Origin of the sequence: Pseudobutyrivibrio ruminis DSM 9787, from assembly GCF_900218035.1 — a bacterium.
Classification (GTDB): Bacteria; Bacillota; Clostridia; order Lachnospirales; family Lachnospiraceae; genus Pseudobutyrivibrio; species Pseudobutyrivibrio ruminis.
In genome coordinates this window covers 71,471-94,262 of record NZ_OBMR01000004.1, presented here as the reverse complement: position 1 = coordinate 94,262, position 22,792 = coordinate 71,471, and the positions used below count along the sequence as shown (strand labels likewise).

The following is a 22,792-nucleotide window of genomic DNA, read 5'->3' as shown; positions in this document are numbered from 1 at the left end:
CACAGCTTAGCGAAAACAACGTTCTTACTATTAAAGATTTGAGTGGGAGAGCATTAGCTCGATAAACCACAGGAGGTAAACATGAAAAGAGGAAAGAAATACGTTGCAGCTGTTAGCTCATACGATAAGTCAGCTGCATTCGATCCAGCAGAAGCAATCGCACAGGTAAAGAAGAATGCTACTGCAAAATTTGATGAGACAATTGAAGCTCATATCAGAACTGGTTGTGACGGACGTCACGCTGAGCAGCAGATTCGTGGTGCTGTAGTACTTCCACACGGTACAGGTAAGACTGTTCGAGTTTTAGTATTCGCTAAGGGTGCTAAGCTTGATGAGGCACAGGCTGCAGGCGCTGATTTCGTAGGCGGCGAGGAACTCATCCCTAAGATTCAGAACGAAGGTTGGGCAGAGTTCGATTCAGTAGTTGCTACTCCAGACATGATGGGTGTTGTTGGCCGTCTTGGTCGTGTACTTGGACCTAGAGGACTTATGCCAAACCCTAAGGCTGGTACAGTAACAATGGATGTTGCTAAGGCTGTTGAAGAAATCAAAGCTGGTAAGATTGAGTATAGACTTGATAAGACAAACATTATCCATGTACCTATCGGAAAGGCTTCTTTCACAGAGGAGCAGTTAGCGGACAACTTCCAGACTCTTATGGACGCTATCAACAAGGCTAAGCCAGCAAGCTTAAAGGGTCAGTACATTAAGAGCATTTCACTTGCTCCTACAATGGGACCTGGCGTTAAGCTTAATGTTGCAAAGGTTTCTAACTAATTGTTGACAGCCCAATATACATGATGATATAATGCATAAAGTTGTTGCCGAAGACAGCAGGTGGCGTTAGCCGTAAAGATTTTATCTACCAGCCGAGGACGATTAAGTATTTATCGATTAATCACCCTCTATGTCTTTGACATAGAGGGTTTTACTTTATCCTCATATAAGCAACAAACAAATATTATAAGGAGGAAAAATTCGTGGCAAAAGTTGAATTAAAGCAGCCAATAGTTGACGAGATCTCAGAGCAGATTAAGGATGCAGCTTCAGTTGTAGTTGTAGACGCTCGTGGACTTACAGTTGCAGAAGACACACAGTTACGTAAGCAGCTTCGCGAGGCTGGTGTTACTTACAAGGTATACAAGAACACACTTATGAAGCGTGCTTTCGAGGGAACAGATTTTGCATCACTTGATGATGTTCTTGAAGGACCAAGTGCAATCGCTGTTTCAAAGGATGATGCTACAGCTCCAGCAAGAATTCTTGCTAAATTTGCTAAGACAGCTACAAACCTTGAGATTAAGGCTGGTGTCGTAGAAGGTACATTCTATGATGCTAATGGTATGTCAGCAGTTGCAGCTGTACCAAGCAGAGAGGAACTTCTTTCAAAGTTACTTGGAAGCTTACAGTCACCAATCACAAACTTCGCTCGCGTTCTCAACCAGATCGCAGAGCAGGGTGGTGCATCTACAGAGGCACCAGCTGCAGAGGCAGAGGCTCCAGCAGAGGAAGCACCTGCAACAGAAGCAGAGTAATTTAATTGATTTTTATTATTATTTAATGGAGGAAAATAATCATGGCAAAGATGACAACAGAAGAGTTTATCGCAGCTATCAAAGAGCTTAGCGTATTAGAGTTAAATGACCTTGTAAAGGCATGTGAGGAAGAGTTCGGCGTTTCTGCAGCAGCAGGCGTTGTAGTTGCAGCAGCAGCTGGCGATGCAGCAGCAGCTGAGGAGAAGGACGAGTTCGACGTAGAGCTTACAGAAGTAGGTTCTGAGAAGGTTAAGGTTATCAAGGTTGTTCGTGAGGCTACTGGTCTTGGACTTAAGGAAGCTAAGGAACTCGTTGATGGCGCACCAAAGGTTATCAAGGAAGCAGCTGACAAGGCTACAGCAGAGTCAATCAAGGCTCAGCTTGAGGAGATCGGTGCAAAGGTTACTCTTAAGTAATTCAAACTCGATTGTTTTATATTTAGCAGGTTCATACGAACCTGCTAAATTTTTTTGAAAATATCTAATTTAATACTTGACTTTGTTATTGACTTTGGCATAGAATGTAGTTTGCACTATTGTGGTGCAGTGTGTATTTCTATGCTTATTTTTATGCACGGATTTTCACACATTTTATTTGATAAGATTTATCCAAATTTAAATATTATGAGAGGTGGAACGTCAATGGAGAAAAACAGAATACGTCCAGTGAAAGCTGGAAAGAACTTGCGTATGAGTTACTCGAGACAAAAAGAGGTACTTGAAATGCCTAATTTAATCGAGGTCCAGAAGAACAGTTATGACTGGTTCGTTAAGGACGGATTAAAAGAAGCATTTGCTGATATCTCTCCTATTCAGGATAGGGGTAATCAGCTTGAGTTGCACTTTGTTGACTTTACATTGTGCAAGGATGAAGTTAAGTACACCATCCCACAGTGCAAGGAAAGAGATGCAACATACGCAGCACCTTTGAAAGTAAAGGTACGCCTTGTAAACAAGGAGTCCGGAGACATGCAGGAGCATGAAATTTTCATGGGTGATTTACCACTTATGACAGAGACTGGCACATTCGTTATTAATGGAGCAGAGCGTGTTATCGTCAGTCAGCTTGTTCGTTCACCAGGTATCTACTATGCTATCGGTCACGACAAGATTGGTAAGGAGCTCTATTCATGTACAGTAATACCTAACCGAGGTGCATGGTTAGAGTATGAGACAGATTCCAATGACGTTTTCTATGTTCGTGTAGACCGCAACAGAAAAGTACCTGTTACAGTACTTATTCGTGCTCTTGGTTTAGGTACAAACCAGGAAATTATTGATGTATTTGGCGAAGAGCCAAAGATTCTTGCTACATTCGCAAAGGATCCTTCTATTACTGAGAAGAATCCTCAGGGTAGCTACGAAGGAGGCTTACTTGAGTTATATCGTAAGCTCCGTCCAGGCGAGCCACTTGCAAAGGATAGCGCCGAGTCATTAATTCACGGTATGTTCTTTGACCCAAGACGTTACGATCTTGCAAAGGTAGGACGTTATAAATTCAATAAGAAGCTTATGCTTCGCAATCGTATTGCAGGTCAGATTCTTGCAGAGGATGTAGTTGACACTACAACTGGCGAGATTATTGCAAAGGCTGGAGATAAGATTACACTCGAGAAGGCTGATGAGATCCAGAATGCAGCTGTTACTCATGTATTCATCCAGACTGAGACACGCAATGTAAAGGTTCTTTCAAACATGATGGTTGATATCACAAAGTTTGTTGATATCGATGCAGAAGCTCTTGGTATTACTGAGCTTGTATACTATCCAGTATTAGAGAGAATTCTTTCAGAAAACACAACAAAAGAAGATATTGAGGATGCTATTGAGCGTTCAGTAGCTGATTTGATTCCAAAGCACATTACAGTTGAGGATGTATTTGCATCAATCAACTACAATATGCATCTTGAGTACGGCATTGGTAAGGATGACGATATCGATCACCTTGGTAACCGTCGTATTCGTGCTGTTGGTGAGCTTTTACAGAACCAGTACAGAATTGGTTTATCACGTCTCGAGAAGGTTGTACGTGAGCGTATGACAACTCGTGACCTTGAGGATATTTCTCCACAGAACCTCATCAACATCAAGCCTGTTACAGCTGCAATCAAAGAGTTCTTTGGTTCATCACAGTTGTCACAGTTCATGGATCAGAACAACCCACTTGGTGAGTTGACACATAAGAGACGTCTTTCTGCCCTTGGTCCTGGTGGTCTTTCAAGAGACCGTGCCGGATTCGAGGTTCGAGACGTACACTACTCTCACTATGGACGTATGTGCCCTATCGAGACACCTGAAGGACCAAACATCGGTCTTATCAACTCTCTTGCAAGCTATGCTCGTATCAATGAGTATGGTTTTATTGAGGCGCCATACAGACGTATTGATAAAACAGACCCAGAGAATCCTCGCGTAACAGACGAGGTTATCTATATGACAGCAGACGAAGAGGATAACTATCATGTAGCACAGGCTAACGTCAAGCTTGACGAAGAAGGCCACTTCATGAGAAAGAACGTATCTGGTCGTTTCCGTGAGGAGACACAGGAGTACGATAAGACTATGTTTGATTACATGGACGTATCTCCTAAGATGGTATTCTCAGTTGCTACAGCCCTTATTCCATTCCTTCAGAACGATGACCCTACACGTGCCCTCATGGGATCAAACATGCAGCGTCAGGCAGTACCTCTTCTTACTACAGAGGCTCCAGTTGTTGGTACAGGTATGGAACCAAAGACAGCTGTCGATTCAGGAGTCTGCGTAGTTGCTAAGCGTGCTGGTATCGTAGAGATGTCAGAGACAAAGCGTATTATCATCAAGGCTGACGAAGACGGAACAAGAGATGAGTATGATCTTCTTAAGTTCACACGTTCAAACCAGTCTAACTGCTATAATCAGCGTCCAATCGTATTTAAGGGTGACCATGTAGAAGCAGGCGAGGTTATTGCTGATGGTCCTTCTACAAAGAATGGTGAGCTTGCCCTTGGTAAGAACCCTCTTATCGGTTTCATGACATGGGAAGGTTACAACTACGAGGATGCGGTTCTCCTTTCAGAGAGACTTGTACAGGATGATGTTTATACATCTATTCATATTGAAGAGTACGAAATCGATGCTCGTGATACAAAGCTTGGACCAGAGGAAATCACACGTGATGTTGCTGGTGTAGGTGATGACGCACTTAAGGATCTTGATGAGAGCGGTATTATCCGTATCGGTGCTGAGGTTCGTGCAGGTGATATCCTTGTTGGTAAGGTTACACCTAAGGGAGAGACAGAGCGTACTCCAGAAGAAAGACTTCTTCTTGCAATCTTCGGTGAGAAGGCAAGAGAGGTTCGTGATACATCACTTCGTGTTCCACACGGTGCTTATGGTATCGTTGTTGACGCAAAGGTATTTACTCGTGAGAACGGTGATGAGCTTTCTCCAGGTGTTAATAAATCAGTACGTATCTACATCGCTCAGAAGAGAAAAATCGGTGTAGGTGATAAGATGGCTGGTCGTCATGGTAACAAGGGTGTAGTTTCCCGCGTACTTCCAGTAGAAGATATGCCATATCTTCCAAACGGTCGTCCACTTGATATCGTACTTAACCCATTGGGCGTTCCTTCACGTATGAATATCGGTCAGGTCCTTGAGATTCACCTTTCACTTGCTGCAAAGGCACTTGGATTTGACATTGAGACACCAGTATTTGATGGTGCAAAGGAAATTGATATCCAGGATACACTTGAGCTTGCAAATGACTATGTAAATATGCCATTTGACAAGGAAGAAGCTACAAACGGCGAAGAGACATTCTACGACAAGTACGTTGATATTCTTCGTGACGATGTTATGGAGTATCTTTCAACAAACCGTGCACACCGTGCACTTTGGAAGGGTGTTCCAATCTCTCGTGATGGTAAAGTACAGCTTCGCGACGGTCGTACAGGTGAGCCATTTGATGGTCCTGTAACAATCGGACACATGCATTACCTTAAGCTTCACCACCTTGTTGATGATAAGATCCATGCTCGTTCAACTGGTCCTTACTCACTTGTTACACAGCAGCCACTCGGTGGTAAAGCACAGTTCGGTGGACAGCGTTTCGGTGAGATGGAAGTTTGGGCTCTTGAGGCTTATGGTGCATCATACACACTTCAGGAAATCCTTACAATGAAGTCTGATGATGTTATCGGTCGTGTTAAGACATACGAAGCTATCATCAAGGGCGAAAACATCCCTGAGCCAGGTATCCCTGAGTCATTCAAGGTATTACTTAAGGAATTACAGTCACTTGGTCTTGATGTTCGTGTTCTCGATGAAAATCGTGAAGAAGTTGAACTTATGGAAACAAGTGAATATGGAAATACAGACCTCAATGCAATCATCGCTGGAAGCGATAGAAACTTTGCCTTCGAGGATGATAATTCATTTGCACAGGCAGGATTCTCTACAAAGAAGTTTGATTCTGATGGAGATCTTGTTGATGATGAAGATGATGCAGCATTTGAAGAAGATGATGATTTTGCAGATGTAGCAGATGATTTTGATGAGGAATAAATAGGAAGGGAGCTAGAAAATGCCAGAGAATAAAGAAGCGACATATCAACCAATAGCATTTGACGCAATACAGATTGGATTGGCTTCACCTGAAAAGATCAGACAGTGGTCTCGTGGCGAAGTTAAAAAGCCAGAGACAATCAACTATCGTACACTGAAGCCTGAAAAGGATGGTCTTTTCTGCGAAAAGATTTTTGGACCTAGCAAGGACTGGGAATGTCACTGCGGAAAGTACAAGAAGATTCGTTATAAGGGTGTAGTTTGTGATCGTTGTGGTGTTGAAATCACAAAGGCAAGCGTTCGTCGTGAGCGTATGGGTCACATTGAACTTGCTGCACCAGTTTCACATATTTGGTATTTCAAGGGTATTCCTTCACGTATGGGACTTATTCTTGATCTTTCACCAAAGACACTTGAGAAGGTTCTCTACTTTGCATCATACATCGTTCTTGATGCAGGAGAGACAGCTCTCATGTATAAGCAGGTTCTTACAGAAGCTGAGTACCAGGAAGCTAGAGAGCAGTATGGTAACGGCTTCAGAGTAGGAATGGGTGCTGAAGCTATTCAGGAGCTTCTCAAGGACATTGACCTTGATGAAGAGGCTACAAAGCTTCAGATTGAATTAGATAACGCTACAGGCCAGAAGCGTTCACGTATCATCAAGAGACTTGAGGTTGTTGAGGCATTCCGCGAGTCAGGAAACAGACCTGAATGGATGATTATGACAGTTATCCCTGTTATTCCACCAGATCTTCGTCCTATGGTACAGCTTGATGGTGGCCGTTTCGCTACATCTGATCTTAACGACTTATACCGTCGTATTATCAATAGAAATAACCGACTTCGTCGACTCTTAGAGCTTGGTGCTCCTGATATCATCGTACGTAACGAAAAGCGTATGCTTCAGGAAGCTGTTGATGCTCTTATCGATAACGGTCGTCGTGGTCGTCCTGTTACAGGTCCTGGTAACAGACCTCTTAAGTCACTTTCAGACATGCTTAAGGGTAAGTCTGGTCGATTCAGACAGAACCTTCTTGGTAAGCGTGTTGACTACTCAGGTCGTTCAGTTATCGTCGTAGGACCAGAGCTTAAGATTTACCAGTGTGGTCTTCCAAAGGAGATGGCGCTTGAGCTCTTCAAGCCTTTCGTTATGAAGGAGCTTGTTGGTAATGGAATGGCTCACAACATTAAATATGCTAAGAAGATGGTAGAGAAGTTTGAGCCAGAGGTTTGGGACATCCTTGAAGATGTCATTAAAGAGCATCCAGTTATGCTTAACCGTGCTCCTACACTTCATAGACTTGGTATTCAGGCTTTCGAGCCAATCCTTGTAGAAGGTAGAGCTATCAAGCTTCATCCACTTGTATGTACAGCTTTCAACGCCGATTTCGATGGTGACCAGATGGCTGTTCATCTTCCACTTACTCAGGAGGCACAGGCTGAATGTAGATTTATGCTTCTTTCACCTAACAACCTCTTGAAGCCTTCAGATGGTGGTCCTGTTGCCGTTCCTTCACAGGATATGGTACTTGGTATTTACTACCTCACACAGGAGCGTGGTAAGTCTGTAGGTGATACTAGAGAAGAGCTTGGCGAAGGCAAAATCTTCAAGAACCTTAGCGAGGCAATTCTTGCATACGAAAACGATGCATTAACAATGCATGCACGTATCACAGTTCGTGTTTCAAAGCAGCATGCTGACGGAACTGTTGTTACAGGTAATGTTTCATCAACACTTGGTAGACTTCTCTTCAACGAGATTATTCCACAGGATCTTGGCTATGTAGATAGAACAAATCCTGAGAACGAGCTCGTACCAGAGGTAGACTTCCACGTTGGTAAGAAGCAGTTAAAGCAGATTCTTGAAAAAGTTATTAATACACATGGAGCTACAAAGACAGCAGAAGTTCTTGATGATATCAAGGCAATGGGTTACCACTACTCAACAATTGCTGCCATGACAGTTTCAATTTCAGATATGACAGTACCTGCTCAGAAGCCAGAGCTTATTGCTAAGGCTGAGGAGACAGTTGATAGGATTACACGTCAGTATAAGCGTGGTCTTATCACAGAAGAAGAGCGTTATCGTGAAGTAGTAGATACTTGGAAAGAGACTGATGATGAGCTTACTAAGGACCTTCTTGATGGTCTTGATAAGTACAACAACATCTTCATGATGGCTGATTCAGGTGCCCGTGGTTCTGAAAAGCAGATCAAGCAGCTTGCTGGTATGCGTGGTTTGATGGCTGATACAACAGGTAAGACTATCGAGCTTCCTATTAAGTCAAACTTCCGTGAAGGTCTTGATGTACTTGAGTACTTCATGTCAGCTCACGGTGCTCGTAAGGGTCTTTCTGATACAGCTCTTCGTACAGCCGATTCAGGATACTTGACACGTCGAATGGTTGACGTTGCTCAGGAACTTATTGTTCGTGAATCTGACTGTGTTGCTGGTACAAATCGCGAGATTCCAGGTATGTGGGTATACGCATTCATGGATGGTCGTGAAGAAATCGAGTCACTTAAGGATCGTATTACTGGTAGATTCTCATGCTACACAATCTGCGATGCTAAGGGTGAGGTTATCGTTAAGGCTAACCACATGATCACACCTAAGCGTGCAGCTGCAATCATCGAAAAGGGTGTTGATGATAAGGGCAACCCAATCAAGAAAGTTAAGATCAGAAACGTACTTAACTGTCGTTCACACGTTGGTGTTTGTGCTAAGTGCTACGGCGCTAACATGGCATCAGGACGTGCTGTACAGGTTGGTGAAGCAATCGGTATCATCGCTGCTCAGTCAATCGGTGAGCCAGGTACACAGCTTACTATGAGAACATTCCATACTGGTGGTGTTGCTGGTAACGATATTACACAGGGTCTTCCTCGTGTCGAGGAGCTTTTCGAGGCTAGAAAGCCTAAGGGACTTGCAATCATCACAGAGATTGCTGGTACAGTTTCTATCGAAGAAGATTCTAAGACAAAGAAGAGAGAAGTTGTTGTTACAAACTCTGAAACAGGTGATGTAGAGAAGTACTTAATTCCTTATGGATCACGTATCAAGGTTATTTCAGGTCAGGAACTTGAAGCTGGTGATGAGCTTACAGAAGGTTCTGTAAACCCACATGATATCCTTACAATCAAGGGTAAGTCAGCTGTTCAGGATTACCTCATCCGTGAAGTACAGCGTGTTTACCGTTTACAGGGTGTTGATATCAACGATAAGCATATCGAAGTTCTTTGCCGTCAGATGTTAAAGCGTATCAGAGTTGACGAGGCTGGTGATACAGGATTTATGCCTGGTTCACTTGTAGACTGGCTTGACTTTGAAGAAGCTAACGAGCAGATGGAGGCAGAAGGTAAGGAAGTTGCTACTGGTACACAGGAACTCCTTGGTATCACAAAGGCAGCCCTTGCTACTAACTCATTCCTTTCAGCAGCTTCATTCCAGGAGACAACAAAGGTTCTTACTGATGCAGCTATTAAGGGTAAGGTTGATCCACTTAACGGACTTAAAGAGAACGTTATCATCGGTCGCTTAATCCCTGCTGGTACAGGTATGAAGAGATATTCAAACATTCCTCTTTCAACAGACAATCAGCTTGCAGATGCAGCAATGTCTACAGAAGAGTTCGAAGGCGAAGCTAATGGTGCAGAAGCACTTTCAGATGAGCTTGTAGATGTAGAATAATCAAAATATATAAAAGACCTTGGCATTGCCAGGGTCTTTTTTTCACATTTTTAACCTTGACATAATGAAATTAAGGAAATATAATGTTCTAGCATGCGCTAATAGGATATTTATGCCTATTTTTGCGTAAAGAAATAAATTAGGAGGTAAAAAAGAATGCCAACATTCAACCAGCTAGTTAGAAAAGGTCGTCAGACATCTGTAAAGAAGTCTACAGCACCAGCACTTCAGAGAGGTTATAACTCTCTTAAGAAGAAGCCTACTAACACTTCTTCTCCACAGAAGCGTGGTGTATGTACAGCTGTTAAGACAGCTACACCTAAGAAGCCTAACTCAGCTCTTCGTAAGATTGCCAGAGTTCGTCTTTCAAACGGAATCGAAGTAACATCATACATTCCAGGCGAAGGTCACAATCTTCAGGAGCATAGCGTTGTTTTGATTCGTGGTGGTCGTGTTAAGGATTTACCTGGTACACGTTATCACGTAATCAGAGGTACTCTTGATACAGCCGGCGTTGCAAACCGCAAGCAGGGACGTTCAAAGTACGGCGCTAAGAGACCTAAGGATGCTAAGTAAAATAGCGTAAAGGCTTAGGAAATTTATTGTATATCACAAAAATTTGGTTAATGTTGTTATTTTTTCTCTATAGAATAAATAATGCATGAACACAAGTAAATTTGTGAGTACCGTTGATCTAACAAATTTTAGTTAAGGAGGGAAGTATCGTGCCAAGAAAAGGACATACTCAAAAAAGAGACGTTTTGGCAGATCCTATATACAATAGCAAAGTAGTTACAAAGCTTATCAACAACATCATGCTTGATGGTAAGAAGGGTGTAGCTCAGAAGATTGTATATGGTGCATTTGGCAAAGTCGAGGAAAAGACTGGAAGACCTGCACTTGAGGTTTTCGAGGAAGCTATGAACAACGTTATGCCTGTACTTGAGGTAAAGGCTAGACGTATCGGTGGTGCTACATATCAGGTACCTATCGAAGTAAGACCAGATCGTCGTCAGGCCCTTGGCCTTAGATGGCTCACAATGTTCTCACGTACACGTACAGAGAAGACAATGGAAGAGCGTCTTGCAAACGAGATCATGGATGCAGCTGGAAACACAGGTTCAGCTGTTAAGAGAAAAGAAGAAATGCATAGAATGGCAGAAGCTAATAAGGCATTTGCTCATTACAGATTCTAATAGGAGGGACAAACAGTGGCAGGAAGAGAATATCCACTTGAGCGTACCAGAAATATTGGTATTATGGCTCATATCGATGCCGGAAAGACTACACTTACAGAGCGTATTCTTTACTATACTGGTGTTAACTACAAGATCGGTGATACTCACGAAGGTACTGCAACCATGGACTGGATGGAGCAGGAAGCTGAGAGAGGTATCACAATTACTTCAGCTGCTACAACATGTCACTGGACTGAGCAGGAAAACTGCAAGCCTAAGAAGGGTGCTCTTGAGCACCGTATCAACATCATTGATACACCAGGCCACGTAGACTTTACTGTTGAGGTTGAGCGTTCCCTTCGTGTACTTGATGGCGCCGTTGGTGTCTTCTGTGCAAAGGGTGGCGTTGAGCCACAGTCAGAGAATGTTTGGAGACAGGCTGACACATATAACGTACCAAGAATGGCTTTCATCAATAAGATGGATATCCTTGGTGCAAACTTCTACGGAGCTGTTGATCAGATCCGTGATAGACTTAAGAAGAACGCTATCGTTCTTCAGCTTCCAATCGGTAAGGAAGATGATTTCAAGGGAATTATCGACCTTTTCGAGATGAAAGCATACATCTATAACGATGATAAGGGTGATGATATTTCTATCACAGACATCCCAGCTGATATGGCTGATGATGCTGAGCTTTATCACACAGAACTCGTTGAGAAGATCTGTGAGTTAGATGATGATCTTATGATGGCTTATCTTGAGGGTGAGGAGCCTTCTATCGATGAGCTTAAGGCTGTACTTCGTAAGGCAACTTGCGAATGTAAGGCTATCCCAGTATGCTGTGGATCTGCATATAGAAACAAGGGTGTTCAGAAGCTTCTTGATGCTATCCTTGAGTTTATGCCAGCTCCTACAGACGTACCAGCTATTCAGGGTACAGACTTAGATGGTAACCCAGTTGAGAAGCACTCATCAGATGATGAGCCATTCGCAGCTTTAGCTTTCAAGATTATGGCTGATCCATTCGTTGGAAAGCTCGCATTTATCCGTGTATACTCAGGTACATTGAACTCAGGTTCATACTGCCTTAACGCTACAAAGGATAAGAAGGAGCGTGTTGGTCGTATTCTTCAGATGCACGCTAACAAGCGTACAGAGTTAGACAAGGTTTACTCTGGTGATATCGCAGCTGTTGTAGGTCTTAAGTTTACAACAACTGGTGATACAATCTGCGATGAGCAGCATCCAGTAATCCTTGAGTCTATGGAATTCCCAGAGCCAGTTATCGAGCTTGCTATCGAGCCTAAGACTAAGGCTGGACAGCAGAAGATGGGCGAAGCTCTTGCAAAGCTTGCTGAAGAGGATCCTACATTCCGTCAGCATACTGATCAGGAGACAGGCCAGACAATCATCGCTGGTATGGGTGAGCTTCACCTTGAGATCATTGTTGATCGTCTTCTTAGAGAGTTCAAGGTTGAGGCTAACGTTGGTGCACCTCAGGTTGCATACAAGGAAACATTTACAAAGGCAGTTGATCAGGAATACAAGTATGCTAAGCAGTCTGGTGGACGTGGTCAGTACGGTCATTGTAAGGTTAGATTTACTCCAATGGATGCTAACGCTGAAGAGACATTCAGATTTAAGTCTTCAGTAGTTGGTGGTGCTATTCCTAAGGAATACATCCCATCTGTTGGTGAGGGTATCGAGGAAGCAGCTAAGGCTGGTATCCTTTGCGGATTCCCTGTTCTTGGTGTAGAAGCAGACGTTTACGATGGTTCTTACCATGAAGTCGATTCATCAGAAATGGCATTCCACATTGCAGGTTCAATGTGCTTCAAGGAAGCTATGGCTAAGGCAGCTCCAGTTCTTCTTGAGCCAATCATGAAGGTTGAAGTAACAATGCCTGAGGAATACATGGGTGATGTAATCGGATCACTTAACGCAAAGCGTGGTCAGATCCAGTCAATGGATGACCTTGGCGGCGGCAAGATTGTTAGAGCACTTGTTCCACTTGCAGAGATGTTCGGATACTCAACAGAGCTTCGTTCATCTACACAGGGACGTGGTAACTACTCAATGTTCTTCGAGAAGTATGAGCCAGTACCAAAGAACGTTCAGGAGCAGATCATCTCTAACCACGCAAAATAAATCATAAATAGTTGAAAACTCTCAGTATTTTCGATATAATCGAGATACTGAGAGTATAGAACTAACTTTGCCCAAATAGGGGCAGTATATTAAGGAGGATTTTTAAAAATGGCAAAAGAGCATTTTGACAGAACCAAACCACATTGTAACATCGGTACTATCGGACACGTAGATCACGGTAAAACAACTCTTACAGCAGCTATCACAAAGGTACTTGCTGAGCGTGTAGCTGGTAACGCTAAGGTAGATTTCGAGAACATCGATAAGGCTCCAGAAGAGCGTGAAAGAGGTATCACAATTTCTACAGCTCACGTTGAGTATCAGACAGAGAAGAGACATTACGCACACGTTGACTGCCCAGGCCATGCTGATTATGTAAAGAACATGATCACTGGTGCTGCTCAGATGGATGGCGCTATCCTTGTAGTAGCTGCAACTGACGGTGTTATGGCTCAGACAAAGGAGCACATCCTTCTTTCTCGTCAGGTAGGTGTACCTTACATCGTTGTATTCCTTAACAAGTGTGATATGGTTGACGATGAGGAGCTTATCGAGCTCGTAGAGATGGAAGTTACAGAGCAGCTTGAGGAGTATGACTTCAATGATTGCCCAATCATTAAGGGTTCAGCTCTTAAGGCTCTTGAGGATCCAAACGGCGAGTGGGGCGACAAGATCATGGAACTTATGGATACTGTTGATTCTTACATCCCAGATCCACAGCGTGAGACAGATAAGCCATTCCTTATGCCAGTAGAGGACGTATTCACAATCACAGGTCGTGGTACTGTTGCTACAGGTAGAGTAGAGCGTGGTGTTCTTCACCTTAACGACGAACTTGAAATCATCGGTATCAAGGAAGATACACAGAAGACTGTTGTAACTGGTATCGAGATGTTCCGTAAGCTTCTTGATGAGGCTCAGGCTGGTGATAACATCGGTGCACTTCTTCGTGGTGTTAACCGTGACCAGATCCAGCGTGGACAGGTACTTGCTAAGCCAGGTACTGTAACATGCCACACAAAGTTTACAGCTCAGGTTTACGTTCTTACAAAGGATGAAGGTGGTCGTCATACTCCATTCTTCAACAACTATCGTCCACAGTTCTACTTCAGAACAACAGACGTTACAGGTGTTTGCGAGCTTCCAGCAGGTACAGAGATGTGCATGCCTGGCGATAACGTAGAGATGACAATCGAGCTCATCCACCCAATCGCTATGGAGCAGGGTCTTACATTTGCTATCCGTGAGGGTGGTAGAACAGTAGGTTCTGGTCGTGTTGCTACAATCATCGAATAATCGAGAGCGAACAGCCCAACCCAAATTATAAAATTATGCCCTTCGAGGATTTTTCCTCGGAGGGCTTTTTTTTATTGATAAATATACATATTTACACCAAAGAGACACAGAAAATTAATAATCTTTTTGTATCATAAGAACTAGTATCAAAGAATATGCAATATCATTATTAAATATATTGTGATATAAGAATAATTTTGAAGGAGGGTGCAATGGAAGGGCTTAAAAAAACAAAACGAAGAGGTTCCATCAAGTTTAATCTTCTAGTTATTATTATTCCAATAGTAGCGATTATGATGATTGGCTTAGTGTTAATCTCATATCAGATTTCTTCTAATAGTTTAAGAAAAGAAGCGGAAGAATTACTTCAGACATCTATTAGAAGTCAAAAAAATGACATAGAGTCATGGATGAAGGATAATTTGGATTCTTTCAAAATTTTTAAAAACACAATAGAAAGTACTACTCCAGATGAGGAAAGCTTAAAACTGATATTGGATGGTACAGTGGGCTATAACAGTACTTTTGCTGACGGATTATATATTGGAACAAGCGATGGCCGTTTAATCACTGGTGCCGGCTCATCAAAGACAGAAAGTAACGTCAGAGAATCTAACTGGTACAAGGAAGGTTCTACGCGAATCAACATGGCATATGGCGAACCATATGTTAATAATGATGGCGTAAATGTAATAAGTGCTACGGGTATGCTTAATTTTGGAGAAGGCATAAGTGTACTTGGCGCTGATGTAACATTGGATAGAATAACAGTTATTGTAAATTCCAACGTTGAAATGGAAAATGCTGAAACATTTCTCGTAGAAGCCACAACTGGAACAATTATCAGTAATAGAGATTCTGCAAAGGTAGGCGCAAATATCGCAGACTATAGCTCAGATAAGTTCTATAGTGGTGTGGCTGAATCGATTAATTCTGCTGATTTATCTACAAAAGAAATCAATGGAAATATGACAGCATTTTGCGAGGTAAGTGGTACAGATTGGATTCTTGTTTCCTTTGTTCCTTCAAATATTATTCTGAACGATGTTAGAACATTAGGAAAAATACTTGCAGTTCTGGCAGCTGTTGGAATAATTGTATTGATTGTATTAATCGAGAGAACAGTACATATCTTAATTAATCCTGTAAATAAGCTTTCAGGAGTAATCAATACAATGACAAATGGCGACTTCACAATGGAAGTAGAAGTCAAAGGAAATAACGAAATTACTTCTATGTCAGAGGGAATCAGAGATTTCGCTGGCACTATGCAGGGTCTGATAAGCAAGATTGGAAATATTGCTGTGAACCTGAATAATCAGGCTGATGAAAGTAATTCAGTATCAAGAGAAATGTATGATGCTTCCAAAATGCAAGAAACATCTATGCAGGGCTTAAATGAAACAGTAGATGGATTAGCAAGCTCAATCAATGAAATTGCAAATAGCGCAACAACACTAGCGATGGTTGTTACCGATACTAGAACAAATGGCGAAAGCGTAAGCGAGCAAATGACAGAAACTGTATCTGTAGCAAACAAGGGTCAGAAGGACATGGAAAAAGTCAGTGATGCAATGAGCAATATCATTTCATCAATTAATGACTTGCAGAATGCTATTAACGACGTAGGAACAGCATCAAATGAAATTACAGAAATTGTTAAGTTGATTGGTAGTATTGCGGAAGAGACAAATCTTCTTTCATTAAACGCATCTATTGAAGCAGCTAGAGCTGGTGAAACAGGAAAGGGATTTGCAGTTGTAGCTAACGAGATTGGTAAGCTAGCTCAGACAAGTACAAATTCAGTTCAGCAGATTACAGAACTTGTTTACGGAATTGATAATCTTGTAAAAGATGCTGAAAAGAAGGCAGAAGAAAGTGTTAAGAGTATTGATGAGAGTAGCGAATACATCAACAATGCAGTTGATACATTCTCATTAATTTACCAGAACATTCAGCAGACTAATGAAATGGTTGCTGACATGATAGAGAAAGTAGGTGAAGTAGATGCAGTAGCAACTGATGTAGCTGCAATTTCAGAGGAGCAGGCAGCAAGTGCCGATATTATCCTATCTACATCAGAAGAAATTGTTAAACAGTCATCTAAGCTGACAAGCAACAGTGAGAAGGTCGCTAAGGAATCTGAGATGTTAGCATCAACCTCAGTTGAATTAGACAAACAAGTACACCAGTTTAAGATTTAATGGAGGTAATCGAGATGAGAAAGAAAATATTATCACTAATTTTGTTAGTTACAGTATGCATCTCTGGTTGTGGATTATCTTCTTCAAAAGGCAGCTCATCTGGCGGTGGTGGTGTAAAAATACTGTTTACATATTCGCAGGAAGAAGGAAATGCATTTAGAGATACATTAGCTGAGGGGGCACAGGAATATGCAGAAAGTGTAGGTGCCGTAGTAGAGTGTGATTATGCAGAGAATTCTCTGGAGAAGCAGATAGAATCTATAAAGTCAGCCCAAAGCAATGGTTATGATGCAATAATGTGTATAGCGGAGGATGCGACTACTGCTAGACAATTAGAGGCAGCAGCTGGGGACTTACCTATCATCTTCTGTAATAATGCACCTGATGATGCCACTTTAAAAGAGGATAAATATATTTACTGTGCATCAGATGAAGGTGTTGCTGGACAGCTTCAGGCAGAATACATTTTGAACATGTTTTCATCAAAGGATGAAATCAATGTATTATTATTGAAGGGCATTGATGGACATTCGGCAACAGTAGGAAGAACTAAAACATTAAAGGAAGGTCTTAATGCCAGTGGTAAAAAGATAAACTATGTATTCGAAGACTTTGCTGATTTTGATACAGATACTGCAAGAAAATATGTAAACTTTGCAGTAAGCAAAGGCATAAAATTTGACATAATAGTTTGCAATAATGATGCCATGGCAAGAGGTGCAATCCAAGCGTGCCAGGATAATAATATTAATCTTAGTGATATGCCAATTTTAGGTGTTGATGCTACACAGGATGGTTGCGAGGCTATTTTGGCAGGAGAGATGGTATTTACAGTATATCAGCCAGCAGCACCTCAGGGAGCGGAGGCTGCAAAGGCAGCAATAGAACTTGCAAATGGCGGATCCATAAGTGATTTTGAATCTATTTCAAGTGATAAATTACATCTTTGGGTTCCATTTGAAAGTGTTGATGCATCGAATGCAAAAGACTATCTATAAATATTAGGAAAAAGCTTGACTATTCAAGGATATAGATGTATACTTCCACAAAATAATAAAGGTGTCTGCTAATAAAGCGGACACCTTTATTTCATATCATTTGATATGACAAAACTATATTTGCAACAGGAGGATACACTTATGGAACTAATTAGAGTACAGGATTCAGACTACAAAAAGTCTTACGAGTTGTTTATGACATTTGAGGCAGATGAGAATGGCTTCTTGAATCCGGTATATGGCTACGATTATGACAAATTCCTTGAATGGATAGAGATAAAAAGAGACTGGTCCATGGGAAAGAATCTTCCTGAAGGATTTGTGCCAGATACTACTTTTGTTTTAGTGGATGAGGATAAGTATGTGGCAATCTTTAACCTGAGACACTGTTTGAACGATGCTCTTAGGGAAGGCTCAGGACACATAGGTTATGGTGTAGGAAGAGCATATAGAGGCAAGGGATATGCTACAAAGGGATTAAAGCTAGCCCTTGAGGAAGCTAGAAAGAAGGATATACAAGAGGTTTATTTATCAGTAAACAAAGACAACACCCCAAGTCTCAAAGCGCAGCTTGCAAACGGAGCGTATATTCATCATGAAGATGATACAAAATACTACACAAGAATAAGCTAAATAAATGCTATAATTGCCATAGAAAAAATTGTTAGGAGCAAGAATGAAAGCATATTATCATTTACCAGGGCTATTTGAATTTTATGAGTTTTATAAAGTTCTATTACCGTTATTCAGGGACCACAGAGAGTATTTTTATGACTGGTGTGAAATAGGCTCAATCTATGGTGCTCCAGCAGATTGCTTGTGGGGCGGCGGCCGTGTTGGATTTGGAGACGAACAGGCCACTGATGTAATCAAGTTACTGAGAGAATACGACATATCCGCTAGACTTACATTTAGTAATTCATTAATCAGAGAAGAGCATCTAACAGATAAGCGATGCAACAGGCTGTGTGAGTTATTTGAAAAGACTGGTACCCAAAACGGTATTATCATATACTCCGACTTACTTATGGATTACATAAAGCAAAACTATCCAGAGTATTACTTTGTGTCATCAACCACAAAGGTCCTTACAGATTTTAAAGACTTAGAGGCAGAACTTAATAGAGAAGATTTCAAATATGTAGTTCCGGACTTTCGTTTGAACAAGTCCCTTGATAAACTGGGGCAGTTATCCACAATTCAGAAAGACAAAGTGGAATTTCTGTGCAATGAATGTTGCTCATTTGGCTGCACAGATAGAAAAGAATGCTATGAGAATGTTAGCCGTAAAAGCCTTGGCGAGGATTGCGAGGATCACATATGTCAATCTCCTCAGGCTAAAAGAGGATACCGATTCTCAGATGCAATGAACAATCCGGGTTTCATTAGTATTGATGATATTCAAAACACATACATGCCAATGGGATTTTCTAATTTCAAAATAGAAGGACGTAGTCTGGGAAGTGCGATAGTATTAGAATTCATTCTCTACTACATGGTTAAGCCAGAATATCAGCTTATAGTCAGAGAAGAAATCTATTTAGACAGCTCATTAGATTTATTCTAAAAGCAAAAAGCTCACCTCATAAAGGGGTGAGCTTTTAATATATCTAGACAGAATTAGATATCAACTTTAGTAGTTCCACCAAGGAATGTTGGAAGAGATTTACCATCACGCTTCCACTGTGAGTATTCTGCAGTAGCGGCAAACATTACATCGCCTGAAGAGTTAAGAGCGGTCTCAACAGAATCCTGAACTACACCAATGATGAAGCCTACGGCAACAACCTGCATAGCAACATCTGCGTTAACTCCGAACAATGAGCATGCCATTGGGATAAGGAGCAATGAACCACCAGCAACACCAGAGGCACCGCAAGCTGCAAGAGTAGCAATGAATGCAAGGATAAGAGCTGTTGCAAATGATACGTGGATACCAACAGTATTGGCAGCAGCAAGGGACATAACAGCGATAGTGATAGCTGCACCGTCCATGTTGATTGTAGCGCCAAGAGGAATTGATACAGCATACATTTCTTTGTCCATGCCAAGTGCTTCGCAAAGCTCCATATTTACAGGAATGTTTGCAGCAGAGCTTCTAGTAAAGAACGCGGTCACACCTGATTCCTTAAGGCATCTGAATACAAGTGGATAAGGATTTGTGCGAAGTACGATAGCTGCAAGAAGTGGATCAATTACAAGTGCAACAACAAGCATGCATCCAACTAAAAGAGCTAATAGCTTTCCGTAGTCAGTAAAGATTGCAAGTCCATTTGTTGAAACATTTGAATAAACAAGTCCCATGATACCAAATGGAGCAAGATTGATAATCCATTTAACAGCAAGTGAAACGATGTTTGCAAAATCTTCCATTACCTTCTTTGTGTTGTCACTAGCAACTCTTTTAGAGGCAAGGCCAAGAACAACAGCCCAGAAAAGGATACCGATATAACGACCATCTACAATAGCGCCGATAGGATTGCCAACCATGTTTACGAGAAGATTTGAAAGAACCTCACCTACACCAGTAGGAACAGTGTCTGCTTCGGCAGCTTCACTAAGCATGATTGTCTGTGGGAAAACATAGCTTCCTACAACAGCAACCACTGATGCTAAAAATGTGCTGACCATGTAAAGGATGATAACAAGACCGAATCTTCTATCAAGCTTGTCATTTCCCTGAGCGAGGGCAGATACAACAAGCACGAATACAAGTACAGGTGCAACAGCCTTCAAAGCGCCAACAAAAATAGTACCTAAAAGTGAAACAACCTGGAGATTATCAAAAAGTAGTCCGAGGACTGCACCAATCAATAATCCGCATAAAATCCTAATAATAAGACTTACGCTATTATACGCTTTTACTAGTTTCATATAAGAACTCCCTATTAGTTTATTTACCTTATACCAAGGCATTAATTAAGTGATATTTTAACGCTTTAACTCGTTAAAGTAAATAGAGTATAAAAAAATAAAGCATAAATTGAATTATTTCTAACAATAAGTAACATTTAAAAATAGGGAGAGGTTTGATAAAATTTAAAATGTTTGAAACGTAATATGAGTTATTTGTAAATAATGGAGGCTGAATATGAGTTACGCAGAATATGTAAAGCATTATTTTACATTACCAGATTGTATTATTTTCTTAGTATTAGCATTGGTATTACTAGCAGTTGTTTATGCTGTATTTTATATTTACTCAAAGGGTCGCTTCAAAAATCCTCGTAAGATGCAGCATGAGTTTTTCTCTTTGACAGAAAGATTCTATGAGCTGATTTTTTCAGGCGGAAGCATTATAGGATTTATGGCCGCATATTATCTTATCAATAGATTCGTAACCGCAGGACCTTTTTTTGTATTTTGGTCTAGCTATAAGGATTATTTATTGTTAGTTTTCATGATAATATCAATCCTTTTGAATACATTTTGCGACCATGTCTTGGTGAAGCTGAAACGTCTTAATAAAAGTGAGATGGCCTCTATTCGACTTACAGGAATGCTCTATATGATTATCATCTTCTGCTATATTAAGTTTATATATGAAGATAATAATTATGATATGTTCATAACCTATTTCTTAACCTTGATGATAGGCCGATTTGTATATTTTGATGCCAGCTTCAAAGATTTTTTGAATTGCATAAAAGATGCTGCTAAGAATATACCCATCATGATTATGGGGCTTACATTCCTCGGACTACTTTGCCTAAGGGGATATTCATCAGCTTATTTGTTAAAGCATAATGGCGTTATTACAAATATCTTCTTCTGCCACCTATACATTATAGTCGCAATCTTTATTTTGCACTTCGTGGTAGAGGCTTATTTTAGCAAAAGAAAACCAAAGAAAACTAAAAAGAAACCAATCGAAAATAATGAGATATTTATTGATGAGGTTACAAATCTCGAAGATTTTTAACTCGTCATAAATAATATTTCACCTCTTATCCCAAATTGTTGTTTTGAAGTATCAGATATGTAGAATATAAACCATAGGAGGCGCCAATAGTTATGAAGATAAATATTGACGTAGATGATTCTTTACAGCAGGATATGATAACCATTCACTGCCGTGAGATAACAGATGAGATATTAGAGCTGCAGCGACTGTTGTCAAACAAGCAGACTTGGGGCCAGAAAATATCAGCCTATATTGATGACACGGAGTATTATGTGGAAGTCAAAACAATATTATTCATGGAGGCTGATGGCAACTACATATCAATCCACACGGGGAAATCCATCTACAGGATTAGACAAAAACTATATGAGCTTGAAGAAATGCTCCCGAGATATTTTTTAAGGGTGTCTAAATCAACTATCGTAAATACGGAGTTGATTTCATCAATTAAGAAGAATATCACCGGAGCAAGTGAGATTTCATTTAGAAATGCCACTAAAAAAGCTTATGCATCAAGAAACTACATTAAAGCACTGTTAGAAATCATGGATGAAAAGAGGATAAAAAGATGAAAGATTATAGAATTAAAGCTATAGCAAGAGGTCTTGCAATAATTGCATTTGCTGTTTGTTTATTACTTAGCAAAACAGGAGCGTTTACAGCGTTTCCACTGGTTAAAATAGGAATGTGCATTATACTTGCACTAGTTGTTATCGAAGCACTTATGGAAAAAAGCTTCTTTGGTGTATTCTTCCCAATGGGTATAGCAGCATGTTTATTCCAAAAAGAGCTTGGCCTTGAAAATGTTAGTTATATTGTCATTATTTTAGCATTTGTTTTGATTGGTATCGGTTTTTCTATGATATTCGATAAAAAGCCAAAGATTAGTGTTATTAAAGATAAGTGCCATGAAGCCGTAGATGGTTCTATGAGTGATGAATATTCAGAAGGCGACGGCACATTTGATTTGGATAACAATATGGGGTCAAAGAGTCAGTATGTAAATGTTCAAAATCTTAAATGCGGTAATATTGACAATGCTCTTGGACAGCTCACAGTATATCTCAATAACTGTACAATTGATCCAGAAGGAGCAATACTTAATATCGATAATGGCTTAGGCGCCCTTACAATATACATGCCAAAGGACTTTAGAGTAAGTTTCAATTGTGATAATGGCATGGGCAAGATTAATATGCATGGAGAATGTTCTAATGATACATCATTGCCACTTGTTACAGCCAATGTAGACAATGGCATGGGAACAATAGATTTTTATTTTGAGTAA

17 protein-coding genes and 1 other annotated feature are annotated in these 22,792 nt (G+C 40.9%); of the genes, 16 read left to right on the top strand and 1 reads right to left on the bottom strand.

The window, feature by feature from the left end; all coding sequences use genetic code 11:
• Positions 1 to 81 precede the first annotated feature (81 nt).
• The 13 genes from rplA (at position 82) to CRN97_RS03895 (ending at position 19,167) form a co-directional block, all read left to right on the top strand.
• On the top strand, positions 82 to 777 hold the full coding sequence (gene rplA / locus CRN97_RS03955; protein WP_044936385.1) for a 50S ribosomal protein L1: 696 nt from the start codon (positions 82 to 84) through the stop codon (positions 775 to 777).
• Between the two features lie 29 nt (positions 778 to 806).
• Positions 807 to 941, top strand: a sequence feature (ribosomal protein L10 leader region).
• A 39-nt stretch (positions 942 to 980) separates the two neighbouring features.
• On the top strand, positions 981 to 1,535 hold the full coding sequence (gene rplJ, locus CRN97_RS03950) for a 50S ribosomal protein L10 (protein WP_044936382.1): 555 nt from the start codon (positions 981 to 983) through the stop codon (positions 1,533 to 1,535).
• A 41-nt stretch (positions 1,536 to 1,576) separates the two neighbouring features.
• Positions 1,577 to 1,951, top strand: coding sequence for a 50S ribosomal protein L7/L12 (gene rplL / locus CRN97_RS03945; RefSeq protein WP_028234586.1), 375 nt, complete (start codon positions 1,577 to 1,579; stop codon positions 1,949 to 1,951).
• Positions 1,952 to 2,176: 225 nt separating this feature from the next.
• A complete protein-coding gene (rpoB, locus tag CRN97_RS03940; RefSeq protein ID WP_074790896.1) occupies positions 2,177 to 6,082 on the top strand; it encodes a DNA-directed RNA polymerase subunit beta in 3,906 nt (1,301 codons plus the stop codon).
• A 19-nt stretch (positions 6,083 to 6,101) separates the two neighbouring features.
• Entirely contained in the window at positions 6,102 to 9,773 is a 3,672-nt protein-coding gene (gene rpoC, locus CRN97_RS03935; RefSeq protein WP_097075947.1) for a DNA-directed RNA polymerase subunit beta', read from the top strand.
• Positions 9,774 to 9,929: 156 nt separating this feature from the next.
• The gene (gene rpsL, locus CRN97_RS03930) at positions 9,930 to 10,349 is read left to right on the top strand and encodes a 30S ribosomal protein S12 (RefSeq protein WP_028234583.1); all 420 of its coding nucleotides are present in this window, start codon (positions 9,930 to 9,932) and stop codon (positions 10,347 to 10,349) included.
• Between the two features lie 149 nt (positions 10,350 to 10,498).
• On the top strand, positions 10,499 to 10,969 hold the full coding sequence (rpsG, locus tag CRN97_RS03925; protein ID WP_033152875.1) for a 30S ribosomal protein S7: 471 nt from the start codon (positions 10,499 to 10,501) through the stop codon (positions 10,967 to 10,969).
• A 15-nt stretch (positions 10,970 to 10,984) separates the two neighbouring features.
• Positions 10,985 to 13,102: an elongation factor G gene (gene fusA, locus CRN97_RS03920; RefSeq protein ID WP_044936376.1), complete on the top strand. Its 2,118-nt coding sequence runs from the start codon at positions 10,985 to 10,987 to the stop codon at positions 13,100 to 13,102.
• A gap of 108 nt (positions 13,103 to 13,210) precedes the next feature.
• Positions 13,211 to 14,398 carry an elongation factor Tu gene (gene tuf, locus CRN97_RS03915; protein ID WP_015548549.1) on the top strand — a complete coding sequence of 396 codons (1,188 nt, stop codon included), beginning with the start codon at positions 13,211 to 13,213 and terminating at the stop codon, positions 14,396 to 14,398.
• Between the two features lie 212 nt (positions 14,399 to 14,610).
• Positions 14,611 to 16,602, top strand: a complete 1,992-nt coding sequence (locus CRN97_RS03910) for a methyl-accepting chemotaxis protein (RefSeq protein ID WP_097075946.1) — start codon at positions 14,611 to 14,613, stop codon at positions 16,600 to 16,602.
• A gap of 14 nt (positions 16,603 to 16,616) precedes the next feature.
• Positions 16,617 to 17,600, top strand: coding sequence for a sugar ABC transporter substrate-binding protein (locus tag CRN97_RS03905; RefSeq protein WP_097075945.1), 984 nt, complete (start codon positions 16,617 to 16,619; stop codon positions 17,598 to 17,600).
• A 141-nt stretch (positions 17,601 to 17,741) separates the two neighbouring features.
• Positions 17,742 to 18,233, top strand: a complete 492-nt coding sequence (locus tag CRN97_RS03900) for a GNAT family N-acetyltransferase (RefSeq protein WP_097075944.1) — start codon at positions 17,742 to 17,744, stop codon at positions 18,231 to 18,233.
• Between the two features lie 43 nt (positions 18,234 to 18,276).
• The gene (locus CRN97_RS03895; protein WP_097075943.1) at positions 18,277 to 19,167 is read left to right on the top strand and encodes a hypothetical protein; all 891 of its coding nucleotides are present in this window, start codon (positions 18,277 to 18,279) and stop codon (positions 19,165 to 19,167) included.
• Between the two features lie 53 nt (positions 19,168 to 19,220).
• Here CRN97_RS03895 and sstT read toward each other — a convergent pair whose 3' ends face one another.
• A complete protein-coding gene (sstT, locus tag CRN97_RS03890; RefSeq protein ID WP_097075942.1) occupies positions 19,221 to 20,474 on the bottom strand; it encodes a serine/threonine transporter SstT in 1,254 nt (417 codons plus the stop codon).
• Positions 20,475 to 20,691: 217 nt separating this feature from the next.
• Here sstT and CRN97_RS03885 point away from each other — a divergent pair, with 217 nt between their 5' ends.
• From CRN97_RS03885 to CRN97_RS03875, 3 genes are all read left to right on the top strand, one after another.
• A complete protein-coding gene (locus tag CRN97_RS03885) occupies positions 20,692 to 21,522 on the top strand; it encodes a hypothetical protein (RefSeq protein WP_097075941.1) in 831 nt (276 codons plus the stop codon).
• 92 nt (positions 21,523 to 21,614) lie between these two features.
• Complete coding sequence (locus CRN97_RS03880; RefSeq protein ID WP_097075940.1) at positions 21,615 to 22,076, top strand: LytTR family DNA-binding domain-containing protein; 462 nt, start codon at positions 21,615 to 21,617, stop codon at positions 22,074 to 22,076.
• Positions 22,073 to 22,792, top strand: coding sequence for a LiaF transmembrane domain-containing protein (locus CRN97_RS03875; RefSeq protein ID WP_097075939.1), 720 nt, complete (start codon positions 22,073 to 22,075; stop codon positions 22,790 to 22,792). Before CRN97_RS03880 ends, CRN97_RS03875 begins: the two co-directional genes overlap by 4 nt.

Coding starts and splice junctions, on each gene's coding strand:
- CRN97_RS03885 (WP_097075941.1), top strand. CDS start 20,692: ATGAGTTACGCAGAATATGTAAAGCATTATTTTACATTACCAGATTGT.
- rpsL (WP_028234583.1), top strand. CDS start 9,930: ATGCCAACATTCAACCAGCTAGTTAGAAAAGGTCGTCAGACATCTGTA.
- rpoB (WP_074790896.1), top strand. CDS start 2,177: ATGGAGAAAAACAGAATACGTCCAGTGAAAGCTGGAAAGAACTTGCGT.
- rplA (WP_044936385.1), top strand. CDS start 82: ATGAAAAGAGGAAAGAAATACGTTGCAGCTGTTAGCTCATACGATAAG.
- CRN97_RS03910 (WP_097075946.1), top strand. CDS start 14,611: ATGGAAGGGCTTAAAAAAACAAAACGAAGAGGTTCCATCAAGTTTAAT.
- rpoC (WP_097075947.1), top strand. CDS start 6,102: ATGCCAGAGAATAAAGAAGCGACATATCAACCAATAGCATTTGACGCA.
- tuf (WP_015548549.1), top strand. CDS start 13,211: ATGGCAAAAGAGCATTTTGACAGAACCAAACCACATTGTAACATCGGT.
- sstT (WP_097075942.1), bottom strand. CDS start 20,474: ATGAAACTAGTAAAAGCGTATAATAGCGTAAGTCTTATTATTAGGATT.
- CRN97_RS03880 (WP_097075940.1), top strand. CDS start 21,615: ATGAAGATAAATATTGACGTAGATGATTCTTTACAGCAGGATATGATA.
- CRN97_RS03905 (WP_097075945.1), top strand. CDS start 16,617: ATGAGAAAGAAAATATTATCACTAATTTTGTTAGTTACAGTATGCATC.
- rplL (WP_028234586.1), top strand. CDS start 1,577: ATGGCAAAGATGACAACAGAAGAGTTTATCGCAGCTATCAAAGAGCTT.
- CRN97_RS03900 (WP_097075944.1), top strand. CDS start 17,742: ATGGAACTAATTAGAGTACAGGATTCAGACTACAAAAAGTCTTACGAG.
- CRN97_RS03895 (WP_097075943.1), top strand. CDS start 18,277: ATGAAAGCATATTATCATTTACCAGGGCTATTTGAATTTTATGAGTTT.
- CRN97_RS03875 (WP_097075939.1), top strand. CDS start 22,073: ATGAAAGATTATAGAATTAAAGCTATAGCAAGAGGTCTTGCAATAATT.